Origin of the sequence: Streptomyces sp. CA-250714 (genome assembly GCF_050936705.1) — a bacterium.
Classification (GTDB): Bacteria; Actinomycetota; Actinomycetes; order Streptomycetales; family Streptomycetaceae; genus Streptomyces.
Map to the genome: position 1 here is coordinate 1,700,719 of NZ_JBNJMI010000002.1, position 12,479 is coordinate 1,713,197.

The following is a 12,479-nucleotide window of genomic DNA, read 5'->3' on the forward strand; positions in this document are numbered from 1 at the left end:
CGGTGCGGCGCGTCGGGCTCCCGGATGCATCGCGCTCTTTGAGCCGGGTGCGGGTCGGGCGTCTTGAGCGAGTCGGGGCGCTTTGAGCCCGGTGCGAGTCGGGGCGGCCATTCTCCGGGGCACGCGACCGTCCTAATCCCTGGAGATGATCGACGTGCTCGACGGAGCTTTCATTACGGACCACCTGCACGCGTTACGGGTCCAACTGGTCGCGGTCAAGCCCGCCCTGCGGGCGGAGGAGATCGCGCCGGAGGCCTCGCTCACCGAGGACCTCGGATTCGACTCGATGAACCTGGAGGCGCTGGGCCGCAGGATCCGGGAGGCATACCCGGACTTCGACCTGATGCACTGGCTGGACCAGACGTTCCAGTCCGAGTCCGACAGCGTCGGCTCGATGGCCGAGTCGCTGGCCGCGTCCGAGTCCGTGCGGCCCGCCCGTCCGCACCAGGTGCCCCGTGTCTAGCGGCACCGGCAGCGGCCGGGCGGGCCGCACGGGCCGCACCGATTTCGTGGCGCTGGCGCGCGAGCTGGCGCCCGGGTTCGCCGAGCGTGCCGCGGCGCACGACACCGACGCCTCGTTCCCGTACGAGAACCTGGCCGAGCTGGTCTCCAGCGGCTATACGGCGATGACCGTGCCCGAGGAGTACGGCGGTGCGGGGGCGAGCCTGGCCGAGCTGTGCGCGGCCCAGCGGGTGCTGGCCGCCGCCTGCGCCTCGACGGCGTTCTCGGTGAACATGCACGTCCACGGGCTCGCCATGATCGCCAACCTGGGCGGGGAGAGCACCGAGCGGGCCTGCCGGCAGGTCGCCGACGGCGCCGTGATCGCGGGCGGCTTCAGCGAGCCGGGCGTGGGCGGCAACTGGTGGCATCCGACCACCAAGGCGGAGCCGGTGGACGGCGGCTGGATTCTGAACGGCCGCAAGGGCTTCTTCACCGGGTTCCCCGGCGCCACCCATCTGTTCCTGTCGGCCGCCGCCACCGACGACCGGGGCCTGCCGCAGCCGATGGCGTTTCTGATTCCCAAGCCGGCGCCGGAGGACGGGCTGCGGGTCACCGCCGAGTGGGACGCGGCGGGGATGCGCGCCACCGGCAGTCACTCGCTGGCCATCGAGAACCTGTTCGTCGACGAGAAGTGGTCGATCGGCGAACGCGGCAGCCTGCCACTGCTGTTCATGAACGGGGTGCACTGGGCCTGGTGCAGCTTCGCCTCCTGCTTCGTCGGCATCGCGCGCGGCGCCCTGGAGCATGTGGTCGCCACCCAGCGCAAACGGGTCATCAGCGTGATCGGCAAGCCGAACGCGCAGCTGCCCGGCATCCAGTTCCGGGTGGCCGAGATGGCGACCAAGCTGGCGACGGCCGAGGCGTATCTGGAGGCGGCGATCCACGCCGAGCACGACACACCGGACCCGCTGGGCCACTACATCGACATGAGCATCATGAAGTTCACCGTGACCCGGCTGGCGCACGAGGTGGTGACCCTGGCCATGCAGGTGCAGGGCGGCTCCTCGCTGGCCTCCGCCGATCCGCTGCAACGGATGTACCGGGATGTCGTCGCGGGGCTGCTGGTGCCGCCCGCCACCGATGTCGTCCTGGAGTGGGCGGGCAAGCAGGCGCTGGACGTACCGCTGTTCGCCGAGCCCCGGTGGGCGGGGTGAGCGGCATGCCCACGAGCAACGTTGCCGCGCAGAACCTGGAGAGGGGACACGGCGGAATGAACAGCGCGCAGGACACGGCCTGGGAACGGCTCGCCGAGGAAGCGGCACAGCTGGCGGCCGCCTTCGGCAAGCGGCGCACCGACGGCGGTGCCGAGGACCGGATCGCCGAGAACCTGACGGAGCTGACGGCCGCGCTGGGCGCGGACCCGGGCGGCACCGTGGTGCGCCGCGGTGCGCTGCTGCGGATCCTCGCGGGCGGTTGCGGGCGTACGGCGTTCGCGCTGGCGGAGCGGTACGCGGCGGCGGCCCGGGAGCGGGCGACGGCGACCGGCGAGCGGGCGGGGGCGGTCGAGGGCGGCACGGCCACCGGCGAGCGGACGGCGGCAGCCGAGGGCAGCACGACCGCCAGCGAGCAGGCGGCGGCCGATGGCAGCCCGGCGACCGGTGCGGCGGCCAGGACGGCCGAAGACGCCGCGGACCGGGCGGCCGAGGACGCCGCGACCCGCGCGGCCGACCACGCGGAGGCCGCCGTACTGCTGGGCCTGGCCGAGCGCGCGTACCGGCTGGCCGTCGCCGACCTCAAGGAGCGCTCGGCCGAAGCGGCGAGCCCCGCCGAAGCGCCGGCGCTGCTGCCGGGCACCCAGTTCGCGGTGGCGCGGATGCGGGCCGAGCTGGCCTCGGCCGACGCGCTGCTGGCCGCGTACGCCCGTGCCGAGGACGATCCGCACACCACGACCACCCGCGCCGACAGCGCCGTTCCCCGGCTGCGGGCCGGGGCCGTGGCCGAGCAGGTGGTCTCGACGGCGTACGAGCAGATACGCGGCGGGCGGCAGCAGACCGAGCGCCGGCTGTCCCGGATCTGGCAGGACGTGAAGAGCGGCCCGCGGCCCGGCTACGACGCCGACACCGCCTGGGAGCTGGTCGGCAAGGCCGCGTTCGGCATCGACCCGACGCAGACCCCGAGGTGGTTGTGATGGCGGCCACCGGCAGGGACACCGCGGCGCTCGACCCGGCCGCGGCGGCGATCGACAACGACTACTACTCCACCATCGGGGACTCGTGGTGGGACCCGCAGGGGCCGCTGCGGGCCCTGCACGACATGAACCCGGCCCGGGTGGGCTACTTCGTCCGCACCGTGCGCGAGCTGCTGGGCCGCGACCGGTCCGCGCTGCGGGTGCTGGACATCGGCTGCGGCGGCGGGCTGATGAGCGAACCGCTGGCCGCGCTGGGCTACCGGGTCACCGGCCTCGACCTGTCGGAGGGCTCGGTGCGCACCGCGCGCGCCCACGCCGCGGCGAGCGGCGTCGAGGTCACCTACCAGGTCGGCTCGGCCTACGAACTGCCCTTCGCCGACGGCAGTATGGACGCGGTGCTGATGTCCGACGTACTGGAGCATCTGCACGATCTGCCCACGGCGGTCGCGGAGGTCGCCCGGGTGCTGCGGCCCGGTGGAGTGCTGGTCTACGACACCATCAACCGCACCGCCGCCAGCTATCTGATGGCGATCCTGGTGCTGGAGCGGCTGCTGCGGGTCATCTACCCGGGCACCCACAACTGGCGGATGTTCATCCGCCCCCACGAGCTGCGCGCCGCGCTGGCCCGGTGCGGGCTGACCCTGGCCGCCCCGCGCGGCCTGGCACCGACGGCACCGCCGCACCGGCTGCTGGCGGCTCTCGTACGCCGCCGCCCGCTCGGCACCTTCGGGCTGACCTCCTCCACGGCCGTCAGCTACATCGGGCACGCCGTCAAATCCCCCACGGATCCCAACAACAACCCGGCTCCGCCGGACGAGAGGCCCCGGAGGGCCGAGAGATGACATGGGTACGATCCGCCAGTGACAAGAGCGTCACCATCCGCTGCGAACGCGACCGGCTGCGTGCGCTGATCGGTGACGTGGTCGGCTGCGGCCGGCTGATGCCCGGTGTGGAGAGCCTGGAGCGGGCAGCGGCGGGCCCGGACGTGTACCACTACCGGCTGGCCACCGTCTCCAACGGCGCCGTCACCTTCACCCCGGAGTACGAGGCGCGCTTCGACACCTCGGACCCGGACGCGATCGGCTGGGAGCCGTACGGCGAGCACAACTTCCGCTCCTGGGGCACCTTCCGCATCGAGGACGGCGCCGACGACGGTGAGCAGCGGCTGCGTATCGAGACCCGCACGGAAGCGTCGGTCGATGTGGCGCCGGTGGTGATCGTCCTGATCGAACCGTTCGCGCAGAAGGAGACCGACGAGGTCACCGAGGGCTTTCTGCGGGCGATCAAGGAGGCGGCGGAGGACCAGCGGGTGGGTGTGTCGTGACGGCGACAGCGGCGCGGATCCTCGGCCTGGCCCCGGCCTCGGTGGGCGAGCCCGTCGGACAGCAGGAGATGTTCGACGCCTTCTACCGGGGGCTGTACGCCGAAGTGCCGGACGCCGAGAGTCTGTTCCTCAACACCCAGGTGCGCGAGCGCTACATGGCCTGGCCGCCGCACAAGCACTACGCCGAGCGCTACCCCAGCATGCGTGAGCGGATGGCCGCCTGGGAGGAGCACGCCTTCGCGATGGGCCGCGACTCGGTGGCCGCCGTGCTGGAGAGCGTGGCTCCCGGCGGGGTGACCACGGCGGACGTGGGCAGCTACACCTTCGTCAGCTGCACCGGATACGCGGGTCCCACGCCCGAGATGCTGCTGGCCAAGGAGTTCGGGCTGCGCAAGGACCTGCGCCGTACCTTCGTCGGGCACATGGGCTGCTACGCCGCGTTCAACGGCCTCAAGGTCGCCCTGGACGCGCTCACCGCGCGTCCGGCCGAGCTGGCCATGGTGACCTGCGCTGAGGTGTGCTCCGTCCATCTGCGGCCCGAGGTGACCAAGGAACAGATCGTGGTGCACGGCCTGTTCGGGGACGCGGCCGCCACCGTGCTGCTGGCGGCAGGCGACACCGACGAGCCGCCGGAGGTCTCCGGGCCGCTGGTGCTGGGCACCCACACCGAGACGCACCCCGAGAGCGTCCGCGCCATGACCTGGAAGGTGATGGACGACGCGTTCCGGATGACGCTCTCGCCGTATGTGCCGCTGTATCTCTCGGAGACCATCGGGCCGTTCGTGGAACGGCTGCTGACGCCGTACGGGCTCACCCGCGACCAGGTCGCGTACTGGGGCATCCACCCGGGCGGACCGAAGATCATCGAGTTCATCGGGGACCGGCTCGGGCTGCCCGAGGAGGCGGTCCGGCCCTCGCTGGACATCCTCGCCTCGCGCGGCAACTGCTCCTCGCCGACGGTGCTGCTGATCCTGGACCACCTGATGCGCGAGGTCCGTCCCGCACCCGGTGAGTACGGCGTCTTCATGGCCTTCGGACCCGGTCTGACCATGGAATCCGCGCTGATCAGGTTCTGAGCCGGGCTCCCTCCGGCACTCTTTTCGACCCCATCGACACACCGGAGCGATGTGTGATGACGACTTCCGAATCCCCCACCATCGAATCCCTGGTCGCCGATCTGCTCACGCAGAGCTGGGTGACGGACCTGTTCACCGAGCTGACCGAGCGGCAGCAGCAGTCCATGGCGATATCCGGGCAGGTGCGCGAGAAGTCGGTGTCCTCGCACGCCTTCTGGCCGTTCCACGCCCCGCAGTTCCCGCTGGTCACCACCGAGGCGGCCGGCTGCCGGATCACCGACGCGGACGGGCACACCTACCTCGACAGCCATCTGGGCTTCGGCGCCCAGGCGCTGTTCGGACACAATCCGCCGGCCGTCGTGGAGGCGGTACGTGACGTGCTCGGGCGCTCCACAGGCAACGGCTATCTGCACCCGGTGGAGCAACAACTGGCCGCGCTGCTGGGCGAGTTCGTGCCGCACTGCGAGAAATTCGCCTTCCTCAACTCCGGCACCGACGCGACCGCCGCCGCCATCCGGCTGACCCGCGCCCACACCGGGCGCCGGATGGTCGCCAAGTTCGAGGGCGCCCTGCACGGCGTGCACGACCTCGCGGCGCACAACACGGCGTTCTGGTACCACGGCCACCCGGTCGAGCCGTTCCCCTCGATCGGTCCCCAGGGAGTCGCGCCGCTGCCCGCGCTGACCGGTGTCGCGCCGGCACCGGCGAGCGAACTGCTGATCCTGCCCAACGACACCGAAGCGGCACTGGCGCTCATCGAGCAGCACCGCGACGAGCTGGCGTGCGTACTGGGCGAGGCGGTCTCCTCGTCGTTCCCGTACGAGGAACACACCGTGCCGCTGATCCGGCAGGTCGCCGAGCGCTGCCGGGGGCTGCGGGTGCCGTTCGTGCTGGACGAGGTGCTGACCGGGTTCCGGTACGGGCCCTCCGGCGCCGCCGGGCACTTCGGTATCCCCGCCGACCTGTACTGCTACGGCAAGGTCGTCACCGGTCTCGGGCTGCCGCTGTCGGTGCTGGGCGGGCGGGCCGAGCTGCTGGAGCACATGCTCACCTCCGGTCTGGCCCTCACCGACCTGGGCCGCAAGACCTGCGTACAGACCACCCACGCGGGCAACCACCTCTCCCTGGCGGCCTCCTACGCCTCGCTGAGCCTGCTGCGGGAGCAGGGCGACGCCTACTACGCGCGCACCCGCGCCAAGGTGGACCGGGTCCGCTCCCGGCTGGCCGGCTTCCGCGCCGAGACCGGCGTCCCGCTGCGGCTGCTGGGTTTCGGCGACTTCATCGGCTCGTTCGGCTTCACCGCCGAGGAGTCGTACGCCGACTACCGCGAGTTCGCCGCGGCCGTCAACCCGATCGGCCTGTTCCTGCTGACGCTGATGCTGCGGCGCCGCGGCATCTACACGCTGAGCCTGCCGATGCTCTTCACCGGCGACGCGCACAGCGACGCGGACGTCGACGAGATCTGCACGGCCGTCATCGACGCGGCACGCGAGATGGCCCGCAACGACTTCCCGTTCGTGCTGCCCTGAGCTTCTTCCGAGAGAGAGCAACTGCTGCCATGACGACATCCGACATACCGCGCGCCCAGACCGCGGCCGATGTGGCGAACGACGTACTCGCCCAGCCCTGGGTGGGCGAACTGCTCACCGAACTCGCCGAACGGCACCCCGGCTCCCAGCGGTTGGCGGACCGCACCGGCGGCCAGGCGTCCTCCAGCCACGCCTTCCTGCCCTTCCACGCCCCGCAGTTCCCGCCCGCCGTGGTACGCGCCGAGGGCAGCCGCATCACCGATGTGGACGGCAACACCTACCTCGACATGCATATGGGCTTCGGCGGCCAGTCCCTCTTCGGACACAACCCGCAGCCGGTGCTGGACGCCGTACGCGCCCAGCTGACCAGCGCCAACACGGGGAACGGCTATCTCAACGAGATCGAGGCCGAACTGAGCTCGCTGCTGGGCGAGATGCTGCCGCACTGCGAGAAGTTCGCGTTCCTCAACTCCGGCACCGACGCCACCAACGCCGCCATCCGGCTGGCCCGGGCGCACACCGGCAGACAGCTGGTGGCCAAGTTCGAGGGCTGCTGGCACGGCGTGCACGACGTCGCCGCGCACAACACCTCCTTCCTCGCACACGGCACCCCGGGCCTCGCCCCGTTCCCCGCCGTACGGGACGACGGCAGCGTGCGGCCCACCTCGGCGTTCGCCGGCGCGGCCCCGGCCGATGTGCTGGTGCTCCCGCACCATGCGCCGACCGCGCTGGCGCTGCTCGACCAGCACCGGGACCGGCTGGCGTGCGTCATCGCGGACGCGGCCTGCCAGTCGTACCCGTTCACCGAGCACACCATCCCCGAGCTGCGCGAGGTCTCCGCGCGCTGCCGCGCGCTGGGCGTCCCCTTCGTGCTGGACGAGGTGCTGACCGGGTTCCGGTTCGGCGTCGGCGGGGCCGCGGCGCGGTTCGGGCTGGACGCCGACCTGATCGCCTACGGCAAGGTGACCTCCGGACTCGGCCTGTCGCTGGCGGCGCTGGGCGGCCGGGCCGAGCTGCTGGACATCATGCGCACCTCCGGGCTGTCCGCCGGGGACGTCGGCGTCAAGACCTTCCTGGTCAACACCCACTCCGGCAACCATCTGGCGCTGGCGGCCTCGCTCGCCTCGCTGCGAATGCTGCACTCGGCAGGCCCCGGCTTCTACACGCGGGTCAACGCGAAGGCCGACCGGTTGCAGGACAGGCTCGCCGCCTTCCGCAGCCGCACCGGCATCCCGCTGCGGCTGCTGGGCTTCGGCGAGTACTGCGGCACGTTCGGCTTCGTGGAGAAGGAGACCTACGCCGACTACCGCGAGTTCGCCACCGCCGTCAACGCACTCGGCTCCTTCCTGCTGACTCTGCTGCTGCGCCGCCGCGGCGTCTTCACCCTGAGCCTCCCGATGATCTATCTCGGCGACGCGCACGATGAGGCGGACATCGATGAACTGAGTACGGCCGTCACGGACTCCGCGCTTGAGCTGGAACGCCACGGCTTCCCGTTCGTCCTCCCCTGAGGCGTACCCCGCGAGGGGGCTGCGCAGGGGAACACGCGCCCCGTCAGGGGCGCGGGGAACTGCGCGAGCGGCCACGACGCACCCGCAGCCTGCAACGGCCAGGCAGGGGCAGCCCCTGACCAGTCATACCGAAACCGAACCATGACCACCGCGGAGCGGACATGCGTACCAGCACCAGCACAAGCACCCAACCAACCGTCCACCCCGACCGCCTCGACTGGCACCCCGACCCAACCCCCGCGCGGCCCACCGCGAAGCGGAACCTCGCCGCGGCACTGATGGACCGCGCGGCGCGCGAGCCGGACGCCGTCGCCTACTACCTGCCGGAGGAGCCCGAAGAGGCCGAGCGCATGACGGTGGGCGTGCTGTACGAGCGCGCGAACGCGGCAGGCGCCGCGCTGTCCGCCGCCGGAGTCCGCCGCGGGGACCGGGTCATCCTGTGCCTCGACACCTCCGCGGAGCTCGTGGCGGCCCTCTACGGCACCGCGCTGTTGGGCGCCGTACCGATACTCGCCGAGCCGCCACTGACCGTCGGCCGCCGCAAACTGTGGCTGGACCGGGTGACCCATATGGTGCGGGTCACCGGACCGAAGGCCGTCGTCTGCGACGAGTTGCTGCGCGAGACCGCCCACGAGACGCTGACCCCGCGCGGACTGCGCGTACTGTGCCCGCCGTTCGCACCCGGCGCGGTGGCCGAACCGGCGGTCGACGCGGCCCCCGAGGAGCTCGCGCTGATCCAGTTCAGCTCGGGCACCACCTCGGCGGCCAAGGGCATCATGCTCTCCCACCGCGGGCTGCTGGCCGCCGCCCGCTCCATCGGCGAGGGCATCCCCTACCGGCGCGGCGACATCATGATCAGCTGGCTGCCGCTCCACCACGACATGGGCATGGTCGGCGGCCTGCTCTCCACGTTCCTGCACGACCTGCCCTCGGCGCTGATGCGGCCGCTGTCCTTCGCGACCAGGCCGCAGACCTGGCTGCGCGCCATCCACCGCTACCGCGGCACCGTCTCGCCGGCGCCCAACTTCGCGTACCGGCTGGTGGCCTCCACCGCGCACCGGATGGATCTGACGGGTCTGGACCTGAGCAGCTGGCGCTCCGCCTTCAACGGCGCCGAAGTGGTGGAGGCCGGTACCCTGCGCGACTTCACCCGCGTCATGCGCCCGCACGGTTTCCGGCCCGAGAGCATGCGGCCCTGCTACGGGATGGCCGAACTGGGCCTCGCCGCCACCTTCGCCCCCGCCGGATCGCTGCCGCGGATCGAGGTGCTCTCCCGTACCGCCATGGCCGACCAGGGGATCGCCGCGCCGCCGGTCAGCGAGCAGGACGCCCAGAGTTACGTCTCCTCCGGCATCCCCGTCCCCGGCATCCGGGTGCGCGTCACCGACCCGGAGGGCCGCGAACTGCCGGAGGGCCACGCGGGTTCGGTGCGGGTGGCCAGCGAGTCGATGATGGCCGGCTACTACGGGATGCCCGAGCGCACCGCAGAGGATCTGCGTGACGGCTGGCTGGACACCGGCGACCTCGGCTTCACCCTGGGCGGCGAGCTGTTCGTGACCGGGCGCTCGAAGGACCTCATCATCATCGCGGGCGGCAACTACCAGCCCCAGCCGCTGGAGCTGGCCGCCACCACCGTGGAGGGCGTCCGGCCGGGCGGCGTCGCGGCCGTCGGCGTCCTCGACCCCGAACAGGGCACCGAGCGGCTGGTGATGGCCGTGGAGTCGCGGCTGCACTCCGACCCGGAGGAGGCGGCGCTGCTGGGCAAGCGCATCGAACTGGCCGTCAGCAAGGCGACCGGGCTGCGGCCGAGCGAGGTCGTCGTCGTACCGCGCAAGACGCTGCCCAGGACGCCCAGCGGCAAGGCGCAGCGGCCGCTGCTGGCCCGGATGCTGGCGGAAGGCACCCTGCCGTGAGCGGCGGCCCCGGCATGGGGGGCGGCGGGGTCGAACTCGCGCTGCTGGGCGGGTCCCTGCGCCCCGGGTCGTTCAGCACCCAGGTGCTCGGGGTCTGCGCCGAGCTCGCCCGGCGGCGCGGGGCGCACGTCACCGTGATCCCCGCGCCGCAGCTGCGGCTGCCGCTGTACGAGCCGGGGGTCGAGCAGCCCACCGGTGAGGCGCGGCGGCTGCTGGCCGGTGTACGCCGCGCCAACGGGCTCGTCGTCGCCACACCCGTGTACCACGGGGGGATGTCCGGGCTGCTCAAGAACGCCCTCGACCACCTCGAGGACCTCGCGCAGGACACCCCCGCCTATCTCGACGGCCGCGCCGCCGGCGCGGTGGCCGTCGGCTGGAGCGAGCACGGCGCCGCACACGCCGTCGCGGAGGTCCGCAACGCCGTGCTGTGCCTGCGGGGTTGGGTCACCCCGATGAGTGTCACCGTCAACTCCGCGGATTTGCCTCCGGCGGAGGACGCGATATGGGGCAGCCCGCGTACGGTGCGGCGGCTCGAGATCATGGTTGACCAGGTCGTTGAATTCGCCGCCCGTTCCGCCGCCCTGTCCCGCGCTTGAGGAGCAGTTCCCCGCGCCCCTGACGGGGCGCGTCCCCCCGTTGTTGTGAAAGTTCAACCAAACGCAACGCAAGAGGCTGGCGCTGATCGTCGGGGCCCGTCATGATCACGTCGATACGGACTCGATCACGGGGGAGCTCCGATGACGCCTGGCATGGATATACGCGGCACCACCAGCCCAGATGTAAGCCGCCGGGCCACCGGCCCGACCGATTTGCTTGCTCAACAGCAGCCCGCCCTCGGTGCCTTCTGGATGGCGGGGTTTCCGGATGAGCAAGCAGGCGTGGACGTTCTCGTCGCCGCCGCCCGAAGTGGTGCGAGTGTGCTGGAAGTAGGTGCTCCGGCAGCAGATCCGTGGCTCGACGGCCCGGCAATCGCCGCGACGCACCACCATGTTCGCCGTGCGGGGCACGGCATGGATGTCACGCTCGCCACGGTGCGGCAGGTCTCGGCGCTCACCGGCAAGCCCGTCATCGTGATGAGTTACTGGGCCACGGTCTCGGCGTACGGCCCGCAGCGCACGGCCCTCGAACTGGCCGCGTCGGGAGCTGTGGGGTGCCTCGTTCCCGATGTCCCGCCGGAGAGTGTCGCGGCATGGGCAGCCGCGGCCGCCGATGCCGGGATCAGCGCTCCGCTGCTGGTCGGCCGCGAGGCATCGGCTGCCGAGCTGAGCGCCGTCTGCCGGGCCGCCACGGGTTTCGTCTATGCGCCGGCGGTCGCGGGGCAGCGTACGGGCTACTCCGACGGGTTGGATCTGGACGGGCTCGCCTCGTTCGTCGCGGCCATCCGGCGTGCGGCTCCGACGACTCCGGTCCTCACCGGTATCGGGGTCTCCACGCCTGCCCTGGCTGCTGCCGTCGTCCGCCGGCCTGGCGTGGCGGGGGTGGTGATCGGCTCGCCGCTGATCCGTGCCTTCGCCGACGGCGGGCTGAGCGAAGCAGCCGGTCTGGTCGCGGAGTTCGCCGCCGCCGTCGCCCGGTGACGGTGACGGACGGGAGCGGTCCCGCTCACTCCGGTTTGGTGGCGCGGAAGACGCCGTAGCGCATGATGTTCTTGTCGTAGGCCTGCTTCATCAGGGGCACGGAGTTCAGGAAGCGGAAGGTGTTGAAGCCCTTCGCCTTGATGAGGTCGCGTACGACACGCGGATCGCGCACCACCGGCTTGACGATGTCCGCCGACAGCTTCCAGGTGGCGCGCACGTGCTCCGTCCAGTCGACGGTGTCCACATCGGTGAATCCGAGTTCGGCGCAGAGTTCGGCGTAGTGGTCGAGCGGCAGCACGAAGGCGATCGCGAAGTCGCGGTAGAGCTTGCGCAGCAGCCGCACCTCGGCCGGAGCCAGTCGGTCGTCGCGGCAGCACCAGGTGGCGACGGCGAGGGTGCCGCCGGGCTTCAGCACCCGATGGCACTCGGCGAGGAACGCCTTCTTGTCGGGCATCAACTCGCAGCTCTCCATGGCCCAGACGGCGTCGAAGGTGCCGTCGTCGTAGTCGGTGGCCATGGCGTCCAGCAGCCGGAAGCCGGCGCGGTCGGCGACGCCCGCCGCGGCGGCCTTCTCGGTGGCGCGGGCGACCTGCTCCTCGCTGAGTGTGATCCCCTCGACGTGGCAGCCGTGCTGCTGCGCGAGCCAGATCGCGGAGGCGCCGATACCGCAGCCGGCGTCCAGGACGCGGGCGCCTTCGGGGAGCCGGGAGAAGGCGGCCAGTTCGCGGGTGGTGCGCTCCTGGGCCTGGTGGCGGGGGACGTCGGGCGCATCCAGGTCCCAGTAGCCGTGGTGGATGTGCTCGCCCCACAACTGCTCGTACAGGTCGATGAGTTTGTCGTAGTGCTCGCGTACGGCGTCGTGGAGTTCCGCGACAGAACCGGAGGGTGTCAGTCCGGTGTCGCTTGCGGCCTTGTTCACG

Annotated in this window: 12 protein-coding genes; 11 read left to right on the forward strand and 1 reads right to left on the reverse strand. The window is 71.7% G+C overall.

From position 1 onward, the window contains the following. Positions 1-145: 145 nt before the first annotated feature. From ACQEU8_RS26490 to trpA, 11 genes are all read left to right on the forward strand, one after another. The gene (locus ACQEU8_RS26490) at positions 146-463 is read left to right on the forward strand and encodes a hypothetical protein (protein ID WP_433105326.1); all 318 of its coding nucleotides are present in this window, start codon (positions 146-148) and stop codon (positions 461-463) included. Continuing rightward, entirely contained in the window at positions 456-1,655 is a 1,200-nt protein-coding gene (locus ACQEU8_RS26495) for an acyl-CoA dehydrogenase family protein (protein ID WP_433105328.1), read from the forward strand. Before ACQEU8_RS26490 ends, ACQEU8_RS26495 begins: the two co-directional genes overlap by 8 nt. 5 nt (positions 1,656-1,660) lie before the next feature. After that, complete coding sequence (locus ACQEU8_RS26500) at positions 1,661-2,629, forward strand: hypothetical protein (RefSeq protein WP_433105330.1); 969 nt, start codon at positions 1,661-1,663, stop codon at positions 2,627-2,629. Next, a complete protein-coding gene (ubiG, locus tag ACQEU8_RS26505) occupies positions 2,629-3,471 on the forward strand; it encodes a bifunctional 2-polyprenyl-6-hydroxyphenol methylase/3-demethylubiquinol 3-O-methyltransferase UbiG (RefSeq protein WP_433105332.1) in 843 nt (280 codons plus the stop codon). Before ACQEU8_RS26500 ends, ubiG begins: the two co-directional genes overlap by 1 nt. Then, positions 3,468-3,953 carry a hypothetical protein gene (locus ACQEU8_RS26510; protein WP_433105334.1) on the forward strand — a complete coding sequence of 162 codons (486 nt, stop codon included), beginning with the start codon at positions 3,468-3,470 and terminating at the stop codon, positions 3,951-3,953. The genes ubiG and ACQEU8_RS26510 overlap by 4 nt, the downstream gene beginning before the upstream one ends. After that, the gene (locus ACQEU8_RS26515) at positions 3,950-5,029 is read left to right on the forward strand and encodes a type III polyketide synthase (RefSeq protein WP_433105336.1); all 1,080 of its coding nucleotides are present in this window, start codon (positions 3,950-3,952) and stop codon (positions 5,027-5,029) included. Before ACQEU8_RS26510 ends, ACQEU8_RS26515 begins: the two co-directional genes overlap by 4 nt. Before the next feature lie 56 nt (positions 5,030-5,085). Next, positions 5,086-6,558 carry an aminotransferase class III-fold pyridoxal phosphate-dependent enzyme gene (locus ACQEU8_RS26520; RefSeq protein ID WP_433105338.1) on the forward strand — a complete coding sequence of 491 codons (1,473 nt, stop codon included), beginning with the start codon at positions 5,086-5,088 and terminating at the stop codon, positions 6,556-6,558. Positions 6,559-6,587: 29 nt separating this feature from the next. Further along, a complete protein-coding gene (locus tag ACQEU8_RS26525) occupies positions 6,588-8,069 on the forward strand; it encodes an aminotransferase class III-fold pyridoxal phosphate-dependent enzyme (RefSeq protein WP_433105340.1) in 1,482 nt (493 codons plus the stop codon). 161 nt (positions 8,070-8,230) lie between these two features. Further along, entirely contained in the window at positions 8,231-9,982 is a 1,752-nt protein-coding gene (locus ACQEU8_RS26530; RefSeq protein ID WP_433105342.1) for an AMP-binding protein, read from the forward strand. Beyond that, a complete protein-coding gene (locus tag ACQEU8_RS26535; RefSeq protein ID WP_433105344.1) occupies positions 9,979-10,578 on the forward strand; it encodes an NADPH-dependent FMN reductase in 600 nt (199 codons plus the stop codon). The genes ACQEU8_RS26530 and ACQEU8_RS26535 overlap by 4 nt, the downstream gene beginning before the upstream one ends. Positions 10,579-10,731: 153 nt before the next feature. Then, a complete protein-coding gene (trpA, locus tag ACQEU8_RS26540) occupies positions 10,732-11,559 on the forward strand; it encodes a tryptophan synthase subunit alpha (RefSeq protein WP_433108726.1) in 828 nt (275 codons plus the stop codon). Positions 11,560-11,584: 25 nt separating this feature from the next. Here trpA and ACQEU8_RS26545 read toward each other — a convergent pair whose 3' ends face one another. Further along, a complete protein-coding gene (locus ACQEU8_RS26545) occupies positions 11,585-12,478 on the reverse strand; it encodes a methyltransferase domain-containing protein (protein WP_433105346.1) in 894 nt (297 codons plus the stop codon). Position 12,479: the final 1 nt, after the last annotated feature.